At 73.5% G+C, this 21305-nt stretch carries 21 protein-coding genes and 1 other RNA gene; 6 read left to right on the forward strand and 16 right to left on the reverse strand.

Going from position 1 to position 21305, the window contains the following annotated elements; translation table 11 throughout:
• Positions 1 to 132: 132 nt before the first annotated feature.
• From aroA to ACUXPL_RS04870, 5 genes are read left to right on the forward strand one after another with little or no spacing between them, the layout of a single operon-like run.
• Positions 133 to 1563 carry a 3-phosphoshikimate 1-carboxyvinyltransferase gene (aroA, locus tag ACUXPL_RS04850; protein ID WP_180537223.1) on the forward strand — a complete coding sequence of 477 codons (1431 nt, stop codon included), beginning with the start codon at positions 133 to 135 and terminating at the stop codon, positions 1561 to 1563.
• Positions 1563 to 2663 (forward strand): ribosome small subunit-dependent GTPase A, encoded by a 1101-nt coding sequence (gene rsgA, locus ACUXPL_RS04855; protein WP_454182276.1) that lies wholly within the window; start codon positions 1563 to 1565, stop codon positions 2661 to 2663. Before aroA ends, rsgA begins: the two co-directional genes overlap by 1 nt.
• A 29-nt stretch (positions 2664 to 2692) precedes the next feature.
• Entirely contained in the window at positions 2693 to 3532 is an 840-nt protein-coding gene (gene hisN / locus ACUXPL_RS04860) for a histidinol-phosphatase (RefSeq protein ID WP_454182278.1), read from the forward strand.
• Positions 3532 to 4095 carry a FluC/FEX family fluoride channel gene (locus tag ACUXPL_RS04865; protein WP_454182280.1) on the forward strand — a complete coding sequence of 188 codons (564 nt, stop codon included), beginning with the start codon at positions 3532 to 3534 and terminating at the stop codon, positions 4093 to 4095. The genes hisN and ACUXPL_RS04865 overlap by 1 nt, the downstream gene beginning before the upstream one ends.
• Positions 4092 to 4538 (forward strand): CrcB family protein, encoded by a 447-nt coding sequence (locus ACUXPL_RS04870; protein ID WP_454182282.1) that lies wholly within the window; start codon positions 4092 to 4094, stop codon positions 4536 to 4538. Before ACUXPL_RS04865 ends, ACUXPL_RS04870 begins: the two co-directional genes overlap by 4 nt.
• A 23-nt stretch (positions 4539 to 4561) precedes the next feature.
• On the opposite strand, the gene ACUXPL_RS04875 is transcribed toward ACUXPL_RS04870, so the two are convergent.
• From ACUXPL_RS04875 to ACUXPL_RS04950, 16 genes are all read right to left on the reverse strand, one after another.
• On the reverse strand, positions 4562 to 5395 hold the full coding sequence (locus ACUXPL_RS04875) for a hypothetical protein (RefSeq protein ID WP_454182284.1): 834 nt from the start codon (positions 5393 to 5395) through the stop codon (positions 4562 to 4564).
• A 118-nt stretch (positions 5396 to 5513) separates the two neighbouring features.
• Positions 5514 to 5885, reverse strand: a transfer-messenger RNA (tmRNA) gene (gene ssrA / locus ACUXPL_RS04880).
• A gap of 134 nt (positions 5886 to 6019) precedes the next feature.
• Complete coding sequence (smpB, locus tag ACUXPL_RS04885) at positions 6020 to 6535, reverse strand: SsrA-binding protein SmpB (RefSeq protein ID WP_044659238.1); 516 nt, start codon at positions 6533 to 6535, stop codon at positions 6020 to 6022.
• Positions 6536 to 6664: 129 nt separating this feature from the next.
• Positions 6665 to 7330 carry a CoA transferase subunit B gene (locus ACUXPL_RS04890; RefSeq protein WP_454182286.1) on the reverse strand — a complete coding sequence of 222 codons (666 nt, stop codon included), beginning with the start codon at positions 7328 to 7330 and terminating at the stop codon, positions 6665 to 6667.
• Positions 7327 to 8136, reverse strand: a complete 810-nt coding sequence (locus ACUXPL_RS04895; RefSeq protein ID WP_454182288.1) for a CoA transferase subunit A — start codon at positions 8134 to 8136, stop codon at positions 7327 to 7329. The genes ACUXPL_RS04890 and ACUXPL_RS04895 overlap by 4 nt, the downstream gene beginning before the upstream one ends.
• 31 nt (positions 8137 to 8167) lie before the next feature.
• Positions 8168 to 9376: an acetyl-CoA C-acetyltransferase gene (locus ACUXPL_RS04900; protein ID WP_454182290.1), complete on the reverse strand. Its 1209-nt coding sequence runs from the start codon at positions 9374 to 9376 to the stop codon at positions 8168 to 8170.
• Between the two features lie 190 nt (positions 9377 to 9566).
• The gene (locus ACUXPL_RS04905) at positions 9567 to 10634 is read right to left on the reverse strand and encodes a 2,3-butanediol dehydrogenase (protein ID WP_200970092.1); all 1068 of its coding nucleotides are present in this window, start codon (positions 10632 to 10634) and stop codon (positions 9567 to 9569) included.
• 219 nt (positions 10635 to 10853) lie between these two features.
• Positions 10854 to 11975, reverse strand: a complete 1122-nt coding sequence (prfB, locus tag ACUXPL_RS04910; RefSeq protein WP_354403123.1) for a peptide chain release factor 2 — start codon at positions 11973 to 11975, stop codon at positions 10854 to 10856.
• A gap of 12 nt (positions 11976 to 11987) precedes the next feature.
• Positions 11988 to 12722: an alpha/beta fold hydrolase gene (locus ACUXPL_RS04915; protein WP_180537217.1), complete on the reverse strand. Its 735-nt coding sequence runs from the start codon at positions 12720 to 12722 to the stop codon at positions 11988 to 11990.
• Entirely contained in the window at positions 12719 to 13177 is a 459-nt protein-coding gene (locus tag ACUXPL_RS04920; RefSeq protein WP_180537216.1) for a pilus assembly protein TadG-related protein, read from the reverse strand. The genes ACUXPL_RS04915 and ACUXPL_RS04920 overlap by 4 nt, the downstream gene beginning before the upstream one ends.
• Positions 13177 to 13605, reverse strand: a complete 429-nt coding sequence (locus ACUXPL_RS04925; RefSeq protein ID WP_180537215.1) for a hypothetical protein — start codon at positions 13603 to 13605, stop codon at positions 13177 to 13179. Before ACUXPL_RS04925 ends, ACUXPL_RS04920 begins: the two co-directional genes overlap by 1 nt.
• A complete protein-coding gene (locus ACUXPL_RS04930; protein WP_180537214.1) occupies positions 13589 to 14017 on the reverse strand; it encodes a TadE/TadG family type IV pilus assembly protein in 429 nt (142 codons plus the stop codon). The genes ACUXPL_RS04925 and ACUXPL_RS04930 overlap by 17 nt, the downstream gene beginning before the upstream one ends.
• A gap of 2 nt (positions 14018 to 14019) precedes the next feature.
• Complete coding sequence (locus ACUXPL_RS04935) at positions 14020 to 14226, reverse strand: hypothetical protein (protein ID WP_180537213.1); 207 nt, start codon at positions 14224 to 14226, stop codon at positions 14020 to 14022.
• Positions 14227 to 14313: 87 nt separating this feature from the next.
• On the reverse strand, positions 14314 to 15255 hold the full coding sequence (locus ACUXPL_RS04940) for a type II secretion system F family protein (protein ID WP_180537212.1): 942 nt from the start codon (positions 15253 to 15255) through the stop codon (positions 14314 to 14316).
• Positions 15252 to 16109 carry a type II secretion system F family protein gene (locus tag ACUXPL_RS04945; protein WP_454182294.1) on the reverse strand — a complete coding sequence of 286 codons (858 nt, stop codon included), beginning with the start codon at positions 16107 to 16109 and terminating at the stop codon, positions 15252 to 15254. The genes ACUXPL_RS04940 and ACUXPL_RS04945 overlap by 4 nt, the downstream gene beginning before the upstream one ends.
• Positions 16109 to 17335, reverse strand: coding sequence for a CpaF family protein (locus ACUXPL_RS04950; protein WP_180537210.1), 1227 nt, complete (start codon positions 17333 to 17335; stop codon positions 16109 to 16111). Before ACUXPL_RS04950 ends, ACUXPL_RS04945 begins: the two co-directional genes overlap by 1 nt.
• 237 nt (positions 17336 to 17572) lie before the next feature.
• Between ACUXPL_RS04950 and ACUXPL_RS04955 the strand changes: the two genes are divergently transcribed.
• Positions 17573 to 20572, forward strand: a complete 3000-nt coding sequence (locus ACUXPL_RS04955) for an FtsK/SpoIIIE domain-containing protein (RefSeq protein WP_454182296.1) — start codon at positions 17573 to 17575, stop codon at positions 20570 to 20572.
• Positions 20573 to 21305 lie beyond the last annotated feature (733 nt).

Here is a 21305-nt window from a genome sequence, read left to right on the forward strand (position 1 = left end):
CTGCGGTCCGCGGCGAGCGGGACCGGTGCGCCGACACGGGTACGGGGTCCTCCAGTGGAGCGCCAGGACCGTTCCAGGTATTCCCCCGAGACAGGCCGACCTCGGCCGACAGACGCCGGATAGGCTGGTCCGGTGACCCGCCCCACGCGTGCCGCCGCGCACTCCCCCGCCCCCCGTCCCGACGCCGCCGAGATCTGGCCCGCGCCCGTGGCGCGCGGCCCGGTGCGCGGAGAGATGCGGCTGCCGGGATCGAAGTCGCTGACGAACCGGCATCTCGTGCTCGCCGCGCTCGCCGACGGTCCGTGCGTCCTGCACGGCGTCCTCGAGTCGCGGGACACGGCATTGATGCGCACGGCGCTCACCGCGCTCGGAGCCCGGTTCGAGCCCCTGTCCGACGGCGGACTGCGGGTGCATCCGATGCCGGTCGGCGAGCCGCTGGCCGGGGATGTCGCCGTGGACTGCGGACTGGCGGGGACGGTCATGCGCTTCGTCCCGTTCGTCGCCGCACTGCGGCCCGGCCGGGTCCGCTTCGACGGCGACGCCGGCGCGCGCCTGCGCCCGATGGCCCCGGTCCTGGACGCGCTGCGCCAGCTCGGGGTGGCCGTCGTCGAGGAGGGCGAGCCCGGTCGCCTGCCCTTCACGATGACGACCCGCGCGGACGCGGCCACGGTGGCCCCCGACGGCGACGTGCCGGAGGTCGCGGTCGACGCCTCCGGCTCCTCCCAGTTCCTGTCCGCCGCGCTGCTGGCGGCCGCGGGGATGCCGCACGGTCTCCGGCTGCGGCACGCCGGGGAGACCGTGCCGAGTCCGGAGCACGTCGCGATGACCGTCGGGGTGCTGCGCGCGCTCGAGGTGGACGTCGCCGAGACGGGTCCCGGGGCGTGGACCGTGGCCCCGGGGCGCGTCCCGGCACACGAGGCGGCCGTCGAGCCGGACCTGTCCAACGCGGGCCCCTTCCTGGCGGCCGCCGTGGCCACGGGCGGCTCCGTGACGGTGCCGGACTGGCCGACCCGCACGACGCAGATCGGCGACCGCTGGCGGCGGATCCTGCCGCAGTTCGGGGCGAGCGTGGCCCTCACGGTCGACCGCACGGACCGCTCCCGCGGCCGGCTCACGGTGACCGGGGCGGTCCACAACGACGGCACGCCCCGCATCACCGGCGCCGGTGAGATCGCGGACACGGCCGAGCTCGCCCCCACCGCGGCCGCGCTCGCCCTGCTGGCCTCCGGGCCCACCCGCCTGACGGGGATCGGCCATCTGCGAGGTCATGAGACGGACCGGCTCGCCGCGCTCACCGCCGAGGCCGCCCGCCTGGGGATCACCGTGGACGAGGGAGAGACGGCGCTCGGCTTCCCGGGCACGGACGCGTCGGGGCCGCTGTCGCCCGCCGCCCTCGAGACCTACCACGACCACCGGATGGCGACCTTCGCCGCCGTCGTCGGCCTGCGCGTGCCGGGGACCGGCATCGTGGACGTGGCGACCACCGCGAAGACGATGCCGGACTTCCCCGCACTGTGGACCGCGCTCGTGGCACCCGGCGACGCGGCCGAGGAGGCCCGCTGATGGCCCGGCGCCTCGATCCCTCGGCGTGGGACGAGTCCGATGTCCGGGTGCGCCCGTCCAAGCGCGGCACCCGCCCGCGCACCAAGGAGCGGCCCAAGCACGAGGACGCCGAGATCGGCATGGTGACCACGGTGGACCGGGGCCGGTACGCCGTGGTGCTGCCCGATCGCCTGGACGAGCGGATCACGGCGATGCGCGCCCGTGAGCTGCGCCGCACGCCGATCGCCACGGGCGACCGGGTGGCCGTCGTCGGGGACCTCTCCGGGGACGAGGGCACGCTCGCGCGCATCGTCCGTGTCGAGGAGCGGGGCACCGTCCTGCGCCGGTCGGCGGACGACTCGGACGAGGTCGAGCGGGTGGTGGTGGCCAACGCCGACCTGCTGGTGATCATGGTGGCCGCGGCCAATCCGGAACCCCGGACCGGCTTCATCGACCGCGCCCTCGTCGCCTGCTACGACGCCGGCATCCACCCGGTGCTCCTCATCACGAAGACCGACCTGCGTGATCCGGACGCGCTGGTGGCGCACTACGAGGCGCTGGACCTGGAGGTGATGACCTCCGGTGCGGCGACCTTCGAGGCCGAGACCGGGGACACCGCCCTGGACGCCTCGCTCGTGGCCCGGGTGGCCGATCGGCTGATCGGGCACACCAGCGCGTTCGTGGGGCCCTCCGGCGTCGGCAAGTCCACGCTCCTGAACGCGCTCACCGGCGCGGAACGGGCCACCGGCCACGTCAACGCCGTCACCGGCCGGGGCCGGCACACCTCCTCATCCGCGCTCGCGCTGCCGCTGACGGGCGACGACGGAGCCCCCCTGCCGGACACCTGGGTGGTGGACACCCCCGGCATCCGGTCCTTCGGGCTGGGCTGGGTCGAGCCGGACCGCGTGGTGGAGGCGTTCGACGACCTCGCCGGCGGACTGGCGGACTGCCCGCGCGGCTGCACCCACACCGCCGACTCCCCCGGCTGCGGCCTGGACGCATGGGTGGCCGCGGGCCACGCCGGCCCCTCGGGAGCGGCACGCCTGGCCTCGCTGCGGCGTCTGCTCGGCAACCGGCTGGCCCCCTCGGCGGCGGAGGATGCGGCGTCGTCCGAGGACTGAGGCGGCCCGCGCGGTATAGCGTGGGCGGCATGGAGCGACCTGAGAACTCTGCGACCCGCGGCCGCGACCTCACCGAGGACCTGCGGCTGGCCCACATGCTGGCGGACAACGTGGACTCGATCACGATGTCCCGGTTCAAGGCCCAGGACCTCGAGGTCAGCACCAAGCCGGATCTCACCCCTGTCACGGATGCGGACCGCGCCGCGGAGGAGTCCATCCGCTCGACCCTGTCCCGTGCCCGGGCGCGCGACGGCATCGTGGGTGAGGAGTTCGGCGGATCTCTGAGCCGCTCCGCTCGGCAGTGGGTGGTCGACCCCATCGACGGCACCAAGAACTTCGTGCGTGGCGTGCCCGTGTGGGCCACCCTCATCGCGCTGCTGATCGACGGCGAGCCCGTCGTCGGCGTCGTCTCCGCCCCCGCCCTGCACCGTCGCTGGTGGGCCGCGGCCGGCCAGGGCGCCTTCGCGGGCACCTCGCTCACGCGTGCTCAGCGGATCACCGTGTCCGGCGTGGATCGGGTCGAGGACGCGTCGCTGTCCTTCTCCTCGATCGAGGGCTGGCGCGAACGCGGTTCGATCCGCGCGTTCCTGCAGCTCACCTCGGACGTGTGGCGCGTGCGCGGCTTCGGCGACTTCTGGTCCTACATGCTCGTGGCCGAGGGCGCCGTGGACATCGCGGCCGAGCCCGAGCTCGAGCTGCATGACATGGCCGCGCTGGTGCCGATCGTGCGCGAGGCCGGCGGCCGCTTCACCTCGCTGGACGGCGAGGACGGCCCATTCGGCGGGCACGCGCTGGCCACGAACGGCCTGCTCCACGACGACGTCCTCGCCCGCCTGCGCGCGGGTGACGAGAACGAGAACGGCGCCTGATGGCCGCGCGGGGGAAGCCGACGGCCGACCCCAGGGACCGGCTCGGGACAGATCGTCGGCCCGGCACTGCGGGTGCGGTGGCCCTCGGCGGTGCCGCGGGCGTGCTGTGCGGTGCGGGGGTGATGAACGCGGTGAGCGCGCTGGCCGGGGCGCCCAACTTCCGCGGCACGTTCGGCGCCGCGTTCGGGGCGGTCGACGTGCTGGTCCAGGCCCTGCCGCTGTTCGTGGTGAACGTGCTCGGCTCGTTCCTGCTCGGCCTGCTGTGGGCGGCCTCGCGACGCCGCGGGCCGGACTGGCGTCCACGCCTGGTGGCGGGGCTGGGAACCGGCTTCCTCGGTGCGTTCACCACCATCTCCAGCGCCGTCGCCCTGATGCTGTGGCCGGTGCGGCTGGGCGCCGCGGCGTCCGGGGCGGGTGGCGTCCTCGCCGCGGCGACGTCGGTGCTGCTGGTGCTCGCGCTGATGGCTGCACTCTCGACGGCGGCGGCCGTGCTCGGCCTGCGCGCCGGGGGCGCCCCGGGGTCGCGCGTGGTCGGGACGGATCGTTCGGAGGAGGACGCATGAGCGACGCGGGATACGAGGTCTTCGCGCTCTTCCAGGTGGCCCTCCTGGCCTGCCTCGCGGCGGGCGGGGCGCTCGGCGCCCTGGCGCGTCGGCGCCTGACCGACCGGCTCGGCCCCCGGGGTCTGCTCACCGCCAACACGACGGCGGCCCTGCTCCTCGGCGTCACCGTCGGCCTGGCCGTGCCGGAGCTGGTGCACACGTCCGGGGGCGGGGGCGACGGGCAGGGGCTCATGCTCGTCGCGGCGGTGTCCGCCGTGGTGTCCGGGTTCTGCCTCGCCCTGGGGACATGGTCCACGGTGGCCGCTGAGGCCGCCGACGCCGTGCTCGCCCGTCGATGGGGCGCGGCCGCCCGCCTGTGGGCCGCGCAGCTGGGGCTCGGGCTGGTGGCCGTCGTCGTCGGCTGGGGCGCCGGCCTGGGCCTGCACGCGGTCCTGGCCGGCTGAGGAGGGGCGGGCGGTCGCGCCCGCTAGGCCCGTCTCGCCCGCCCCGCGAGGGCGTCGTGGAGGAGCATGATGCGGCGCAGTCGCCACCGCTGCAGGCCGGCGACCACGGAGAGGATCAGGGCGCCCGCAGCGAAGGCGAGAAACGTGATCAGGCCGTCGCCCACGTCCCCCTGCAGGGCGATGACCCCGCCGATGGCCAGGCCGAGGACCACCGAGGTGGGGGCCAGGACTCTGGCGGGCAGGGCCGCGATGGCCGCCCCGCGGAGCTCGGGGGCCGGCAGCGCTGACGTCCCCCTCGCGATCTGGCCCTCACGGTCGCAGGCCCAGGCGAAGTAGCGGCGCCGCAGCGCGTACCGGCGCACCGTCTGGGCGGCATCGTGGAGCGCGGCGCACACGAACGGGTAGACGACCACCATCAAAGGCAGCTGCTGGGGAAGCCCCGGGACGGACCTCACCGCCGCGTCCATCAGGTCCGTCCCCGTGATCGCGTCCAGGCCGACGACGACGAGGATCCCGCCCAGGGCTCCGAACAGACAGACGTACATCATCGCCAGTGCGAGCCGGCCGACCCCTTGGGCCGCCCCCGCAACGGCACCCGTGCCGATGCCCGCGGCGCGGGCTTCGTCCAACTCGTGCCGCCGCTGCTCCCGGGACAGGCCGGTGCGCCGCCGCTCGTGCGCCAGTGCCTGGGCCGCCTCGTCGACGTCGCCCGTCCCGAAGGCCCGCTCGCGCTCGCTCCGACGCATCGCGCGCACGATCAGGCGCGCAGATTGCTCCGGCGACGCCTGGGGAGGGCCGCCGGACGGGTTCCGGCCGGCCTCGGCGCCCGTCATCGCCGCCCATACATCGAGGTGCATCCCCGTCCCCTCTCGTCTGACGGCCATTCTGCGGCCCGGGCACGGGCCGCCGCAAACCGGGCGCGGACACGAGGAAGGCCCCGGAATCGTGACGATTCCGGGGCCTTCCCGTGGTGGTGAGTGGAGCCGGCGGGAATTGAACCCGCGTCCGATGAGGTGTTGCCAGGTCTTCTCCGGGCGCAGTCTGCTGTGGGTGTTGCTCGGTCCTGGCCGTCCCGCAGACGGGCGGCCAACCCGGACCCAGCCGGATTGATGTCGGCGTCACGACCCCCGGCGAGGGTGACGCCCAGTGGCTATCTAGCTGACGCCACGATCCGAGGCGACAGCGACCTCGGGGTGACGGACTCGATCACTGATCAGGCAGCGAGAGCGAAGTCAGTGCGCTTGGATTCGGCACTTATTGGTTTGCAGAGAGCGTTTGACGAGATGACTCTGCATCCTCGGCCCGCTTCTCCCGACGCGACACACACCGTCGAAACCGATCGGCCCCAGGGGGGCGACTCCTCTATGAGGTTGTCAATCACCACTGCAGGCGGAGGGCGCGGAGCCCGCCGGTCCTGAAACCGGGCCTGCGAGAGATACAACGTAGCACGCCCCCCGCGCATTCCCAAGGGGCCGCCGCGCTCAGGCCACGCCGGCGCGCCTGTTGCGCATCCGCATGGCCCGCTGGGCCTCGCGGTTGTCCTGCTGCTCGCGCAGCTTGTGCCGCTTGTCGTACTCGCGGTTGCCCCGTGCGACGCCGATCTCCACCTTCACGCGCCCGTTCAGGAAGTACAGGGACAGCGGCACGATGGTCAGGCCCGGATCCTGGATCTGCCGGGAGATCTTCGTCAGCTCGGCGCGGTGCAGCAGCAGCTTGCGACGCCGGCGGGCGGCGTGGTTGGTCCACGAGCCGTTGAGGTACTCCGGGATGTACACCTGCTCGAGCCACAGCTCGTCCCGGTAGAAGACCGCGAAGCCGTCCACGAGCGAGGCCTTGCCCTCGCGCAGCGACTTCACCTCGGTGCCGGTGAGCACCATGCCGGCCTCGTACGTGTCGAGGATGGTGTAGTCGTGGCGCGCCTTCTTGTTGTTGGCGATCACCTGGCGCTCGCCGGGGGCCGGCTGCTTGGCGGCCTTGCCCTTGCTGTTCTTGCCCATGGCCTCACGTCCTTCCAGCGTCCACGGCGACGGCCGCGCCCCGATCAGGGCGCGGCCGTCCAGTCTATCCCGTGCCGGTCCGATGCCCGCCGAGGCGATGCGCCGGGGCCGCGGGGCGGCGTCGTCGGCTCAGTCCAGCGGTGCGCCGGTGAGCGCGCGGACCTGCTCCTCGGTGACGCCGGGCGCGGTCTCCAGGAGCGCCAGGCGGGGCTGTTCCGGGGTGCCGACGACGTCGATGACGGCCAGGTCCGTGATGATGCGGTCGACGACGGCGCGGCCGGTCAGCGGCAGGGTGCACTGGTCGACGATCTTGGGGGTCCCGTCCTTGGACACGTGGTCCATCATGACGATCACGCGGCCGGCGCCGTGGACGAGGTCCATCGCGCCGCCCATGCCCTTGACCATCTTGCCGGGCACCATCCAGTTGGCCAGGTCGCCCGCGGCGGAGACCTCCATGCCGCCCAGGACGGCGACGTCGATCTTGCCGCCGCGGATCATGCCGAAGCTCAGCGCGGAGTCGAAGAAGGACGCCCCCGGGTTCACGGTGACGGTCTCCTTGCCCGCGTTGATCAGGTCCGGGTCCACGGCGTCCTCCGTGGGGTATGGGCCGGTGCCGAGGATGCCGTTCTCGGACTGCAGCACCACGGACCGCCCGGCGGGGATGTGGTTGGGGATCAGCGTGGGCATGCCGATGCCGAGGTTGACGTAGGCGCCGTCCGGCAGCTCCTGCGCGGCGCGGGCCGCCATCTGGTCGCGGCTCAGGCCCTGGGGGCGCCCGGTGGTCTGCTCGCTCATGCCTGCTCCTCCCCCGATGCGCGCACGGTGCGCTTCTCGATCCGCTTCTCGATGTCCGTGCCGACCTCCACGATCCGGTGCACGAAGACGCCGGGCAGGTGCACGTCATCCGGGTCGATCTCGCCGGGCTCGACGAGCTCCTCCACCTGGGCGATGCACACCCGGCCGGCCATGGCCGCGGGCGGGCCGAACTGGCGGGTGGCCTTGCGGAACACGAGGTTGCCGTGGCGGTCGCCCTTCCACGCGTGCACGAGGGAGAAGTCGGTGACGATGGAGCGTTCGAGCACATAGGTCTCGGGCTGGTCCGGGGCCTGGCTGAGGTAGCCCTCGCCGAGCACGAACGTGTCCGTGGGCTTGGCCTGCGAGGACTTCACCACGGTGCCGTCCGCGTCGTAGCGCATGGGCAGGCCGCCTTCGGCCACCTGGGTGCCGACGCCGGAGCGGGTGTAGAACGCCGGGATGCCGGCGCCGCCGGCGCGGAGCTTCTCCGCGAGGGTGCCCTGCGGGACGAGCTCCACCTCGAGCTCGCCCTCGAGGTACTGGCGGGCGAACTCCTTGTTCTCCCCCACATAGGAGGAGGTCATCTTCCGCAGCCGGCGCGCGCCGAGCAGGACGCCCAGGCCCCAGTCGTCCACGCCGCAGTTGTTGGAGACGACGGACAGGTCCGTGGCGCCCTGCTCGAGCAGGGCCTCGATGAGCTGCACGGGGTTGCCGGAGAGTCCGAAGCCGCCGACGGCCAGGGACGCGCCGTCCGGCACGTCCGCCACCGCCTCGGCGGGCGTGGCCACGGTCTTGTCGAGAGCCATGTCCGGGGTCCTTTCTGTCAGGGGCGGTCCGTCAGCGGAAGAGGATCAGGGCCTCGCCCTGGCCGCCGCCGCCGCAGAGCGAGACGGCCGCGCGGCCCCCGTCGCGCCGGTCGAGCTCGAGGGCGGCGTGCAGGGCCAGCCGGGCCCCGGAGGCGCCGATCGGGTGGCCCAGGGCGATGGCGCCGCCGTGGATGTTGGTCTTCTCGTGCGGGTAGCCGAGGTCGCGCAGGGACTGCACGGCCACCGCGCCGAATGCCTCGTTGATCTCGATGAAGTCGAGGTCGGCCACGTCCCAGCCCTGCTTCCGCACGGCGGCGTTGATCGCGTCGGAGGGCTGCGAGTGCAGCTGCGAGCTGTCCGGGCCGGCGGTCTGGCCGGGTGCGCCCACCGTGGCGAGGACCGTCAGGCCCTTCTCCTCGGCGAAGGCACGCGAGGTCACCACGAGGGCGGCGGCGCCGTCGGACAGGGGCGAGGAGTTGCCGGCCGTGATCGTGCCGTCCTTCGCGAACGCCGGGCGCAGGGAGCCCAGCGACTCGGCGGTCGTGTCCGGGCGAACCCCTTCGTCCTGGGAGACGACCAGCGGGTCGCCCTTGCGCTGCGGCACCTCCACCGGGGCGATCTCGCCTTCGAAGACGCCCTCGGACTGGGCCCGGGCGGCCCGCTGGTGCGAGGCCGCGGCGACCTCGTCCTGCTCGGCGCGGGCGATGTTCCGCTCGCCGTTGCCGGACTCGGTCAGCTCGCCCATGGTCTCGTGGCTCAGGGAGTCGGTGAGGCCGTCCCACGCGACGGCGTCGAGCATCGTGGCCGGGCCGTACTTGAAGCCCTTGCGCGCGCCGGGCAGCAGGTGCGGGGCGTTGGTCATGGACTCCTGACCGCCGGCCACCACCACGTCCGCCTCGCCGAGGCGGATGAGACGGGCGGCGTCGATCACGGCGGTGAGGCCGGACAGGCACACCTTGTTGATCGTCATGGCCGGGACGTTCCACGGGATGCCCGCGGCGAGCGCGGACTGGCGGGCCGGGTTCTGCCCCGCGCCGGCCTGCACGACCTGGCCCATGTAGACCATGTCCACGTCCTCGGGGGCCACGCCGGCGCGCTCGAGCGCATGCGTGATCGCGTGGGCGCCTAGGTCCACGGCGCGCAGGTCGGCCTGCTGCGAGAGCAGCCGGGTGAAGGGCGTGCGGGCACCGCCCACGATCACGGCGTCGGTGGGCTGAGGCTGGGGCAGCTCGGCGGTCATGCGGTCCTCCTGGGACGTTCAACTCGGTTCATCACGATTCACTCAAATGCAGTCTATGACCCCGGTCACAGGCGCGCCAGGCGGCGACACATCCATGACGACGCGCCGCGGGGTAGGGACCACGACGGCCCGCACCCGCCGGCTGCGGGCGCGGGCCGTCGTCGGGACGTCCGGGGATCGGGCCGGCGCCTCAGAGACCCTGGCCGGTCGGCGAGACGAGGATCTTCACGGCCGTCTCGTTGTGGTGGATGAGGGTCTCGAAGCCCTGGTCGACCAGGTCGTCGAGGCCGATCTTCCCGGTGATGAACGGCGTGAGGTCCACGGCGCCGTCCTCGACCATGCGGATGGTGTCCGCGTGGTCGTTCGCGTACGCGATGGTGCCGCGCAGGTCGATCTCCTTCATCACCAGCTTGTGCAGGGCCACGGCGGGCTCGTGGCCCCAGATGGACTCGTTGACGATCACGCCGCCGGGGCGCACCGCGTCCAGCAGCATGTCCAGCACCACGTCCACCGAGGTGCACTCGAAGCCCACGTCCGCGCCCTGGCCGTCGTGCAGTTCGCGGATCTTGGCGGGCACGTCCACCTCGCGCGGGTCGAAGGCCTCGTCCACCACGCCGGCCTCGAGCACCTTCCGGCGGCGCAGCTCGGAGAGCTCGGAGACGTACACCGTCAGGCCCTTGCCCTTGAGCACGGCCGCGGTGAGCGCGCCGATGGGGCCGGCGCCGCCGATCAGCGCCACGCCCGACGTCGGAGAGCCGGCCCGCACCCACGCGTGGTGGGCCACGGAGAGCGGCTCGATGAGCGCGGCCTGGTCGAGGGGCACGGAGTCGGCCACGGGGTGGACCCAGCGGCGCTGCACCGCGATCTGCTCGGCCAGTCCGCCGCCGTCGCCGCCCAGGCCGATGAAGTTCATGTCCGGCGCGAGGTTGTAGTCCGGTCGGTCCCGGTCCTCCTCGCGCACGATGTACGGCTCCACGACGACCTTCTGGCCGACCTCGAGGTCCGTGACGCCCTCGCCCAGGGCGGCGACGGTGCCGGACATCTCGTGGCCGAGCGTGACGGGGGCGGCGTCGCCGGAGATCGGGTGCGGGTGCCCGGCCGGCGGGATGAAGATCGGGCCCTCGAGGTACTCGTGCAGGTCCGTGCCGCAGATGCCGCACCACGCGACGTCCACGAGGACCTGCCCCGGACCGGCCGTGGGTGAGTCGATCTCCTCGATGCGGATGTCCTTCTTGCCGTGCCAACGGGCGGCGCGCATGGTCATGCTGGTCGACCTCCTGGGTGGGGATGGAGTCGGGTGCCGGGCCGACGCGCGGGGGCGCACCGCCCCGGTGCTTCGAGCATCCCACCGGGCCGGTCTGCCGGGCCAGGCCCGAGGCCCCTGCGGGGGCTTGAACGACGACGCCGCCCCGCGCCTCGCTGCGGAGGGGCGGGCCGGCGTCGTGGTGGCCCAGGCGGCGGGGCCGCGCCGCGGGGCTCAGTCCTCCTGGGCGGCCTTGACCTGCTCGGCGCGCCAGCGGATCCCGGCGTCCACGAAATCGTCGATGTGGCCATCGAACACGGCGGAGGGGTTGCCCTCCTCGTGGCCCGTGCGCAGGTCCTTGACCATCTGGTACGGGTTCAGGACGTAGGAGCGCATCTGGTCGCCCCAGGACGCCTTGACGTCGCCGGCCATCTCCTTCTTCTTCGCGTCCTCCTCGGCCTTGCGCAGCAGCAGCAGGCGGGACTGGAGCACACGCAGGGCGGCGGCACGGTTCTGGATCTGCGACTTCTCGTTCTGCATGGACACGACGATGCCGGTGGGCAGGTGCGTCATGCGGACGGCGGAGTCCGTGGTGTTCACGGACTGGCCGCCGGGGCCCGAGGAGCGGAACACGTCCACCTTGATGTCGGACTCGGGGATCTCGATGGAGTCGTCCGACTCGATCAGCGGCACCACCTCGACCGCCGCGAAGGACGTCTGGCGGCGGCCCTGGTTGTCGAAGGGGCTGATGCGCACGAGGCGGTGCGTGCCGGCCTCCACGGAGAGGGTGCCGAACGCGAAGGGCGCGTTGACCTCGAAGGTGACGGACTTCAGGCCGGCCTCCTCCGCGTAGGAGGTGTCCATGACCTTGGTGGACCAGCCGCGCTGCTCGGCCCAGCGCAGGTACATGCGCATGAGGGTCTCGGCGAAGTCGGCCGCGTCCACGCCGCCGGCGCCCGCGCGGATGGTCACGACGGCGTCGCGCTGGTCGTATTCGCCGCTGAGCAGCGTGACGACCTCGAGCTCCTCCAGGGCCTTGCGGATGGAGGTCAGCTCCTGGTTGGCGTCCTCCAGGAGGGAGGGCTCGTCCTCCTCCGCGGCGAGCTCGACCATGGTCTCCAGGTCCTCGATGCGGCTCTCCAGGGAGGTGATGCGCTTGAGGTCCGTCTGACGGTGGGAGAGCTTGGAGGTGACCTTCTGGGCCTCCTCCGGGTCGTCCCAGAGGTCCGGTGCGGAGGCCTGCTGCTCCAGTTCGGCGATGTCCGCCTTGATGCGGTCGAGGTCCGAGACCTGCTCGATGGAGGCCAGGGTGTGGCGCAGGGAGTCGATCTCCGCGGAGAAGTCAGTGTCAGCCATGATTCGGCCAGCCTACCGCGTGGGGTGGACGCCGGTCGTGTGCCAGCGGCGGATCGCCGCGGCGACGGCCTCGGGCTCCGCGACGTGCGGCCAGTGGCCCGGGCCGACGTCGACGACGGTGGTGTGCGCGGTGACCGCGTCCAGGTCCCGCTGGTGGACGTCCCGGGTGCTGCGCACGTACAAGGTCGGGACGGTGATGCCGGCCCAGAGGGCACGGGTGTCCGCGGCGAGGACGGCGGCCCAAAGCTCGCGCATCGGATGGTCCGGCGTGGCGTCCAGGTCGGCCAGAATCCGCTCGCGCCACGGCTCCGGGGCGAGGAGGTCGCGCGCTAGCGAGGCGCGGAGCACGCTCCGCCAGTCCGGGCGGGCGGCGAGGCGGGCCTTGGCCGCCCGGGCGGCCAGGGCGGTGTCCGTCACCGGGACGTTCGAGTCGATGACCACGAGGGCGCGGGGCCGCGCCAGCCCGTCGGCGACGGCGCGCAGCGCGATGACCCCGCCCGTGCTGTGGCCGATCAGCAGCCCCGGCACAGGGCCGGCCTGTGCCGCCCAGGTGCGGGCCGCGTCGAGGACGGGGTCCGCATCGGTCGCCGGCCGTGCGGACCGGGGGCGATCCTGACCACCGGCGTCCGTGCCCGGGTGGCCGGGCAGGGCGGGCGAGACCGCGAGGTCGGCCGCAGCGCCGAGCGCGTCGGCAAGGGGCTCGAAGTGGGTGGGTCGGCCACCGATGCCGTGGAGGAAGCGGATCACCGGGCCAGGCTAGTGCGACTGCTGCCCGTCGCCTCCAGGGGGACCGACAGGGGCAGTGTTCCCGCGAACGGGCCGGTCATGGCGAACAGATCGGCCCGGGCGTCGAGGGTGACGACGACGGTGGTGCCGTCGTCGGCCACGCGGGCGTTCATCGCGCCGAGCCCGGGCACGGCCTCACGGGCGCCGACGGCTGCGAGGTGTGCGCTGGCGGAGGCGGCGACGTCGCCGTCGGAGAGCACGACGCCCGGGTCCTCCCCCAGCCGGAAGCCGAGCTCCTCTGCCCCGGCGACGGCGGCCGAGTCCGCGAGCGACTGCAGACGACGGTGCTGCAACTGCACGGTGGTGACCGCGAGCATGACCAGCATGAGGGCCACGAGCACGGCGCACAGGCCGACGGTGAGGACGGTGGTCTGCCCGTCATCGCGACCCAGGCGAGCGGTGCGGGGGCGACGCATCAGAACCTCGGCACCGTCTGGCGGGCGTCGGAACCCACCGTCACGGGGGTCAGCGACCACGCTGCCGGCGTGAGAGGGACGGGCACCGCCACGTCCACCCGCACGGCGACGACCTCGCCCGGTTCGAGCGTGCCACAGCCGCCCTGATCGCAGCCGACGGTCAGGTCGTACCGGCCGGCGCCCACGCCGTAGTCGGCCAGCGTGAGCTCGACGGTGGCGTGGGCGGCGCCTGCGCTGGGGTGATCAGCGTCGGCGACCACGGCCTTGACGGCCTGGTCGGCGGCGGCGACCGAGGCGAACGCCGCGGCCTGGACCTGGGAGACATAGATCATCAGGTACACCACGGGGATCAGCAGGACGAGGGTGAGGCCCAGGAATTCGACCGTGGCCGCTCCCCGCTCGTCGCGGACGTCATTGACGGAACGCATGGCCGCTCACCTCCACGGGGATCGGGCCCGGCAGGAACCCCAGGCCGGGCAGCGAGCTCGAGACCGTGACGCGCAGGACCGGGACTCCGTCCTGGCTGGTGAGCTCGGCAGCGATGTCGGCCCCGGACTGGCCGGGCACACCGGTGGAGAGCAGCTCCCGGGCCCGTTGGACGCCGTCCTTGGGGCTCCGATCCGCGAGCGCCCCGTACCGGGCGCCGGCGGAGGCGGCGTCGATCATCACGTTGCGTGTATGGATCACGACGCCGGCCTGGAGGAGCGCCGCGAAGAGCAGGACGACCAGGGTCATCACCATGGTGGACTCGGCCACCGCGGCGCCCCGGTCGTCCCGCCAGCGGACGCCCGTGTGGCCGCCACGGGGCGCCGGCGCGTCGTGGGCAGCACCCCGGGGCATGCTCAGCCGCCCTGGGACACCTGGGAGATGGCCTGGTCGAACAGCCCCTGGAGCGCCGGCAGGGCCAGGGCCAGCAGGCCGGCCACGAGCACGGCGGACATGAGGGTGATCATCACCCAGCCGGGGACGTCGCCGCGCTCGTCGCGGACGTCGTCGTGGATAAGGGCGCGCAGGGCGGCCAGGACGGTGATGGCGTGGTGGTGAAGCATGGTCCCCTCCTCGGGTGGCCGGCCGCCCGTGCGGCCGAGGTGGATGGTGATGGTGGGTGGACGGATGGACTATTCAGTTGTGGGTCTTCAGAACCCCAGGCGCATCAGGGAGATGCCGGGGAAGACGGCGAAGATCACCGTGAGCGGGAGGATGCCGAACACGAGGGGGACCATCATCTGGATCTCCTTCCGGCCGGCGGCCTCCATGAGCTCGCGGCGACCCATCTCACGCACGTCCTGGGCCTGCGCGCGCAGGACGTCGGCGAGGGGCGTGCCGCGGTCGAGCGCGATGAGCACGCCGCCGATGAACCGTTCGACGGGGGCCAGCTGTACGCGCCGGCCCATGGCCTTGAGCGCCGCGGACAGCGACGCCCCGGCACGCATGTCGGCGAGCGTGATGCGGAACTCGCCGGCCAGCTCCCCGCGCGCCGTCCCCGCGATGCGCTCGAGCGCTCCAGCGGCGCTCTCCCCCGCGCCCACCGAGAGCGCGAACAGCTCGGCCACGGACGGGAACTCGGAGAGGATGGCCTCGCGCCGCCGTCGCACCCGCAGGGAGAGCAGCTGCTCACGGAGCAGGAACCCGGCCATGCCGCCGGCGATCACCAGGGCGACCCCCGTGATCACCGGCACGCGGCCCGTGACGGTGAGGCTGAGCGCGAGGACGGCCGCCACGGCGGCCCCCGCGGCCGCACTCAGGACCTGCTGGGCACGGAAGTCCGCCGCCGTGACCGCGAGTCCCGCGGCGGCCAGCTTGCGGTCGAGCGCGACCCCGCCCGGGGAGATGCGCTGGACCCAGCCGACCCCGGCCTGCACCACGGGATCGAGGATGCGTCCCCACGCCCCCCAGGGTGAGGCGCCGGCACGTTCCTCCTCGAGGAGGCGGGAGGCCGGGATGTGGTGGCGCAGCTGCGGTTCGACCCGCTGCTCGAGGCTGGGGCGCCAGCCCACCGGCTGGGTGACCAGGATGAGGAGCAGTCCCGCCCCGAGGGTGAGGCCCAAGAGCGCGGCCCAGATCAGCGCGGACGTCATGCGAACACCCGCTTCTCCCGGGGCAGCGCGCCGATGCGGAGCATGACGCGGTAGCAGACGACGGAGGCCACCATGCCCGCGAGGAGCACGGCCCCGCCGGCGGCGGACCGGTAGGCCGCGACCGCGGCGGGCTGGGTCCCCAGCAGCAGGAGCACGAGCCACGGGGCGCACACCGCCAACCGGGCCGCGTTCACGGTCCACGACTGCCGGGCCTCGAGCTCGGCGCGGATGCGGGCGTCCTGCCGGAGGAAATCGGAGAGGGTCTGCAGCAGACGGCCGATGTCGGCGCCGCCGACCTCGCGGGTCAGGCGCAGCGAGACCACCAGGCGGTCCGCGACGGGGTCGGCCATCCGGGCCTTGAGCCGGTCCAGAGCGTCCACGAAGCGGGCTCCGGCCCGGTAGTCCCGGGCGAACTGCTGGAACGGCTCGCGCAGCCCCTCCGGCCCGGTCTCCCCGAGCTGGATGAGCGCCTCCGGGAGGGTCAGGCCCGCGCGGATGGCCGACCGGGCGTGGTCGATCGCGTCCGGCCACAGCTCGCGCAGTGCCGTGGACCGCCGACGGGCCTGCCAGGACAGCAGCAGCCAGGGCACGGCCGCGCCGAAGACGGCGAAGCACGCGGCGATGGTCCACGTGCCGGTCAGCGACAGGACGAGCAGCCCGACCACGAGACCGCCGACGGCCATGGCGGACACGACGCCGGCCGGGCTGAGGCGCTGGATGCCGGACTGGGCGATCAGCACCCGCAGGCGCGAGTCGGTGCGGGCGGCTTCGGGCTTCTCCATCGGAGGGGACCAGAGGGACCACCACAGCAGGAACAGGCCGCAGCCGAGCGCGAGCCCCAGCAGCGCGGCCATCAGCGCAGCCCCACCAGTTCGTGGACGTCCACGCCGCGACGGGCGAGCGCCTCGAACTCCAGGTTCGCACCCTCGTTGAGGCGCAGGTCGCCCTCGGCGTCGCGCTGGAAGAGCGCCGACGTCTCGATGACCCCGCCCTCCACCCGTGAGCCGACGGTGAGGATCTCCCGCACCCGCCGGCGGCCTTGACGGTCGCGCTCGCAGTGCACGACGACGTCGATGCACGTGGCGACCGTCGGGACGACGAAGTCCCGGGAGATGTTCTCCCCTGCCAGCAGCGGCAGCGTGCAGAGCTTCGTGAGCGCGTCCACGGCCGAGTTCGCGTGGATCGTGCACATGCCGGCCAGGCCGGAGTTCAGCGCAACGAGCATGTCCAGTGCCTCGGCCTCGCGCACCTCGCCGACGATCAGGCGGTCCGGGCGCATCCGCAGCGCCTCCTTGACGAGGCGGCGCAGCGGGATCTCACCGTGGCCCTCCAAGTTCGGCTGGCGGCACTGCAGCCCGACGACGTCGCGCACCGGGATCTGCAGCTCGAAGATCTCCTCCACGGTGATCACCCGCTCCCGCGGGCCGATGGCCGAGGCCAGGCAGTTGAGCAGGGTGGTCTTGCCCGCCTGGGTGGCCCCGCTGACGAGGATGTTCATGCCCCCGTCCACGGCCGCGTCCAGGAAGCGGGCCGCCGTCGGAGTGAGGGAACCACCCCGGACGAGGTCGTCCAGCCGGCGAGCCCGGGCGATGAACTTCCGGATGTTCACGGCCCAGTGGCGCCGGGTGATGTCGGGAATGGCCACGTGCAGGCGCGAGCCGTCCGGCAGGGCCGCGTCGACGAACGGCATCGACAGGTCCAGGCGCCGGCCCGAGGACTTCAGCATGACCTCGACGAGGTCCTGGACCTCCTCCTCGGTCAGGACGATGCCCGTCAGCTCGGAGCGGCCGGACCGCGCGCAGTAGACGGCGTCCGGCGCGTTCAGCCAGATCTCCTCCACGGACGGATCGTCCATGAGCCGCTGGAGCGGCCCGAGGCCCGCGATGCGGTCGAACAGGTCCTGCCGCGCCGCCACGGGATCCTCCAGGTCCGGCAGCGAGCTGACCATCGCGCGGGACTCGTAGTCCGCGGCCGCGTCCTGGATGAGCGTCAGGACCCGGGCGTGCTCACGCTGCGGGTCGATGCCCTGCCGCCGGACGACCTCCCGGATCTCGTCCTCGAGAATGCGCACCGCATCCATGTGTCCCTCCTGTGCCGAATTCGGCGCCATCCCCAGCGCCGCACACGTCTCGATCAGGAAGATACCCCGTTCCGTCGACGCGTGTGGTCCAGGACACCATGACTGTGGACAACGTGGCGGCGGACCCGTTCGACGGAGAGTTGTCCACAGGACGCCCGAACCAGCCTCCGGCCGTGGCAGGGTCGTCCCCAGGCGACCGGACGGGCCGGTCGCCGGTCTCAGGAGGGAGGGGCGGGGATGGCCTGGAGCGTGCGGATCCTGGGCGGGGCCGCTCCCGAGACATGGCGGGTGGAGCACTTCCCCGCCGACGCAGACGAGCAGGACCGGGCGGTGCGGGAACGCTTTCCCGCCCGGTCGCTGCGCCGCTGCGCTGCCGGGCCGCGCAGCGTGACGTACGCGGAACGGGTCGGGAGTGCACCGGCCCGGGGGCCGGAGCTCGCAGTCGTCACCGAGCACGGGCCCGACGCCGGCCGCCTCGTCCCTCTGGGGGAGGGCGGGTTGAGCGTGGGACGCGGTGGGGCGCGGCTGCTGCTGGACGACCCCTCTGCCCCGTCGCGGCCGATGCGTCTGCGGCTCGCACCCACCGGGCTGCACGTCCACGACGGCCCTCGGGCCACCGGACGCCTGTGGGACGGCCGAAGCCCGCTCCCTGTGGGCCGGACCGCCCTGGGTCTGGTCCGCGGCCCCGGGTCCGCCCTGCCGCGGCCGATCACGCCGGAGCCGCCCGCCGTCGACCTCGGATCCCCACCGGCCCGGCAGTCCGTCGTGATCCCGCTGGTGGTGGCCCTGGGCCCGCTGGTGCTCGGGGTCGCCCTGGTCCTGATGATGGGCAACCCGATGTTCCTGCTGTTCGGCGTGCTGTCCGTGACGGTGGCGCTGGTCATGCTGGCGATGCAGCGCCGCACCCGGCTGCGGCATGCGCGCCTGCTCGCCGCCCGCGCGGACGCGGTCGTCCGCCGGCGGGCCCGGGCGGCGTTGAGCCCCGGTGCGGTGGCCCGCGCCGTGCGCTCCGGCGCGACGGACCGCTTCGGGCTGACGTCGGGGGCCGACGAGGCCGTGGCGGTGTCGTGGGGATCCGGCGTCGGGGCGCTGTCCCTGTCGCGGGACGACCCGGACGAGGCATGGGTGGAGGCCGTCACGTCGCGGCGCACCGTGATGACGACGTCACCGCCGGAGTCGCGCGTCGTCGTGGTCGGGCCGCCGCGCGATGTGGCCGGGGCCTGCCGGTGGGCGGTGTTCCAGCTCCTGCGGCACGCGGTGGCCGCCGACGGCGCGTTCATGGTGGAGGCCGGCGGCGTCCGTCGCACCTGGTGGTCGGGTGGGTCCGGCCCGCACGTGCTGGTGACGGCCCCTGAGGACGCGGCACTGGATCCGGCGTGGCGAACGTGGCGGGCCGCCATCGGCGACGACGCGGGGACGACGCCCACGGCCCGGACGGATCTGCCCTGGACGCGATACGACTTCACCGGGCCGCCGACGGCGCCGGGGGATGCCGTCCTCGACCTGCGCGGGCGCACCGTCATGGTCCCCGCCGAACAGCAGCGCTTCGAGGACGTGGCCGCCGACGGCCTCGCCGCCGGCACCCTGGTCGCCTGGCTGACCGAGCTGGCCGACGACGTCGTGGACCTCGGCCTGCTGCCCACCGACGACGGTGACGGCACGCTCACACCACCGGGGCAGGTGGGCACCCGTGATGCCGTCGACGGGCTCACCGTGACCCTCGCCCGGGGCGGCGACGAGACGGGCGTCGTCGAGATGGACCTGGCCGCCGACGGGCCGCACCTGCTCATCGCGGGCACCACGGGATCCGGGAAGTCGGATCTCCTGCTGTCCCTCCTGCTGGGGGCCGCGGCGCACCACCCGCCGGCCGAGGTCGCGTTCCTGCTGCTGGACTTCAAGGGCGGCGCGTCGTTCGGTCCGCTGGGTGCGCTCCCCCACACGATGAGCCTGGAGACCAACCACGTGGGAGCCGCCTCGTTGCGGGCGTTGAGCGCCATCCGGGCGGAGCTGCATCGCCGCGAGGCCCTCTTCGCGGAGGCCGGGGTCAGCGACTATCCCGGCTTCCGCCGCCGCCATCCGGACGCGGCGCTGCCTCGGCTCGTCGTGGCGATCGACGAACTGCGCGTGCTCGTGGACGACCACCCGGACGCGGCCGCCGTCCTGCAGCGTCTGGCCGCCACGGGCCGTTCCCTCGGCTTCCACCTCATCCTGGCCACGCAGCGGGCCACGGGTGCGGTGGGCTCGGACCTGCGCTCGAACCTGGGCAGCACGATCGCCCTGCGCACCGCGACGGAGCAGGAGTCGTGGGACCTGGTGGGCACGGCCGCCGCGGCCCGGCTCGACCCGCGTCGCCCCGGCTCCGCGATCCTCTCGACGTCGGGGCGCCCGCCGGTCTCGTTCCGCGCATCCCAGTGGACGGTCGACGGCGGCACGCCCGTGTGGCGGCGGCTGGGCGAGGCCGCGGCCGCCCCGGCCGTCGCCCCCTGGGAGGCCGTCGTCTCGGTCCTGGTGGAGAAGTACGCGGCGGGTGACTGGCCGACACCTCCGCCCGTGGTCACCCCCGCCCTGCCGGAGCGCTGGGTGCCGGACCGTGGTCGCCGGGCGGAGGCCACGGCCCTGGCCCTGCTCGACGACGCGGCCCACGGCCGGCACCGTCCCTGGCGGTGGCCGACCGGCGCGGAGGGATGCACGGCATGGATCGTCGAGGCCGCGGGCGGTCGCGCGGAGACGCTGGCCGCCGTCGTCGAGGTGGCGATGCGCAGCGGCCGGCCGGTGGCCGTGCTGGACGGCACCGGGGAGGCCGCGACGGCCGCACGGTCCGGGTTGCCGGTGCTGACCCCGGACGCCGAGGGAGCCGGGGAGGCCGTCCTGGCCCGCCTGCGCGAGCTCGCGTCCGCCGGCGGCACGGCAGTGATCACGGGCTGGAACGCGTGGTCCGGCCTGCGCGTCGGGGACACCTACCGCACGGTCGAGGAGGACGTGCACGACTGGCTCGGCCGTCCGGCCGCCGCCGGGCTGCGGTTGGCGATGTTCGGCGGCCGCGAGCTGGCGACGGGCCGGCTGCTGCTGCACCTGCCCCACCGCTTCTTTGTGCCGGCCGGGACGAACGCCGAGCACCGGCTCGTCTGGCCCCGGCTGACCGAGGTCGAGCCCCTGCCGGGGCGGGCAGTGCACATCAGTCCAACCGTCCCCGAACCCGGGATGCCCTGCCAGCTCGCGTTTCCCGCCCCGGCGTGACCGCACTGACGGCGATGCCCGTGAGGACGGAGCGGAACGGTGGGCTCAGCTCCGACGTCCACCCGGTGGGGCGTTCTGCGTCGAACATGGACGTCGTGGGCGGGCGCGCCGGTAGCAGTCGGACATGGCGCCCCGTCGTCGCCGTGCGTCCGAAGGGGTCGCGGCATCGGCTCATGCCGTCGTCGCAGTCGACCGGATGTGCTCCCGGGACCACGGACGGCACACCACCAGAGACGCAGATCCGTGAGCCCGAACCAGCCAGCATCAGGACGGCGACCTCCCGGCCGCGGCATGGTCCGGCGATGGCGTCCCGAAAGTCGCAGGACGGATGGAGCCAGGTGGCCGGTGCCCGCTCATACCGCGAGCGACCCCGTCACCGTTCGCACGAGTGGCTCGGAACTATCGAGTGACGTGATCGAATAGAGGTTGAGTCGCCGGCTCAGACCTGAGACTTCCTCACACGAGTTCCACCTGGCTCCCCTATCATCGACTGCCATGACTAACCAAGTGCTACGCCGGTCCCTGGCAGTAGTTCTCTTGCTGGTGCCCCTGCTTTGGTATGGCGGGCGCCAGTCCCTCCTGCCAGACTCATGGACCACAGGAATTGGAGGATGGCTAGGTTGGGGTATTGCCCTGCTCGCTCTCTTGGTCGGGGCCTGGCTCTGGGCGACCTCCACGGCTAGGTCGCGTGGCCCGGGTGACATGGCGTGACCGAGCTGATCCTGGCCGTACG

Source organism: Micrococcus sp. 140720015-1 (genome assembly GCF_053627595.1).

What these genes read in the sequence shown, in the direction of transcription:
- rsgA (WP_454182276.1), top strand. Translation starts at nt 1,563, where the DNA reads ATGGCCCGGCGCCTCGATCCCTCGGCGTGGGACGAGTCCGATGTCCGG.
- ACUXPL_RS04870 (WP_454182282.1), top strand. Translation starts at nt 4,092, where the DNA reads ATGAGCGACGCGGGATACGAGGTCTTCGCGCTCTTCCAGGTGGCCCTC.
- ACUXPL_RS04945 (WP_454182294.1), bottom strand. Translation starts at nt 16,109, where the DNA reads ATGGCCGCGCTGCTGGGGCTCGCGCTCGGCTGCGGCCTGTTCCTGCTG.
- ACUXPL_RS04875 (WP_454182284.1), bottom strand. Translation starts at nt 5,395, where the DNA reads ATGCACCTCGATGTATGGGCGGCGATGACGGGCGCCGAGGCCGGCCGG.
- ACUXPL_RS04950 (WP_180537210.1), bottom strand. Translation starts at nt 17,335, where the DNA reads ATGGATGCGGTGCGCATTCTCGAGGACGAGATCCGGGAGGTCGTCCGG.
- ACUXPL_RS04935 (WP_180537213.1), bottom strand. Translation starts at nt 14,226, where the DNA reads ATGCTTCACCACCACGCCATCACCGTCCTGGCCGCCCTGCGCGCCCTT.
- smpB (WP_044659238.1), bottom strand. Translation starts at nt 6,535, where the DNA reads ATGGGCAAGAACAGCAAGGGCAAGGCCGCCAAGCAGCCGGCCCCCGGC.
- hisN (WP_454182278.1), top strand. Translation starts at nt 2,693, where the DNA reads ATGGAGCGACCTGAGAACTCTGCGACCCGCGGCCGCGACCTCACCGAG.
- prfB (WP_354403123.1), bottom strand. Translation starts at nt 11,975, where the DNA reads ATGGCTGACACTGACTTCTCCGCGGAGATCGACTCCCTGCGCCACACC.
- ACUXPL_RS04905 (WP_200970092.1), bottom strand. Translation starts at nt 10,634, where the DNA reads ATGCGCGCCGCCCGTTGGCACGGCAAGAAGGACATCCGCATCGAGGAG.
- ACUXPL_RS04900 (WP_454182290.1), bottom strand. Translation starts at nt 9,376, where the DNA reads ATGACCGCCGAGCTGCCCCAGCCTCAGCCCACCGACGCCGTGATCGTG.
- ACUXPL_RS04890 (WP_454182286.1), bottom strand. Translation starts at nt 7,330, where the DNA reads ATGAGCGAGCAGACCACCGGGCGCCCCCAGGGCCTGAGCCGCGACCAG.
- ACUXPL_RS04920 (WP_180537216.1), bottom strand. Translation starts at nt 13,177, where the DNA reads ATGCGTCGCCCCCGCACCGCTCGCCTGGGTCGCGATGACGGGCAGACC.
- ACUXPL_RS04925 (WP_180537215.1), bottom strand. Translation starts at nt 13,605, where the DNA reads ATGCGTTCCGTCAATGACGTCCGCGACGAGCGGGGAGCGGCCACGGTC.
- ACUXPL_RS04895 (WP_454182288.1), bottom strand. Translation starts at nt 8,136, where the DNA reads ATGGCTCTCGACAAGACCGTGGCCACGCCCGCCGAGGCGGTGGCGGAC.
- ACUXPL_RS04940 (WP_180537212.1), bottom strand. Translation starts at nt 15,255, where the DNA reads ATGACGTCCGCGCTGATCTGGGCCGCGCTCTTGGGCCTCACCCTCGGG.
- ACUXPL_RS04930 (WP_180537214.1), bottom strand. Translation starts at nt 14,017, where the DNA reads ATGCCCCGGGGTGCTGCCCACGACGCGCCGGCGCCCCGTGGCGGCCAC.
- ACUXPL_RS04865 (WP_454182280.1), top strand. Translation starts at nt 3,532, where the DNA reads ATGGCCGCGCGGGGGAAGCCGACGGCCGACCCCAGGGACCGGCTCGGG.
- ACUXPL_RS04955 (WP_454182296.1), top strand. Translation starts at nt 17,573, where the DNA reads ATGGCCTGGAGCGTGCGGATCCTGGGCGGGGCCGCTCCCGAGACATGG.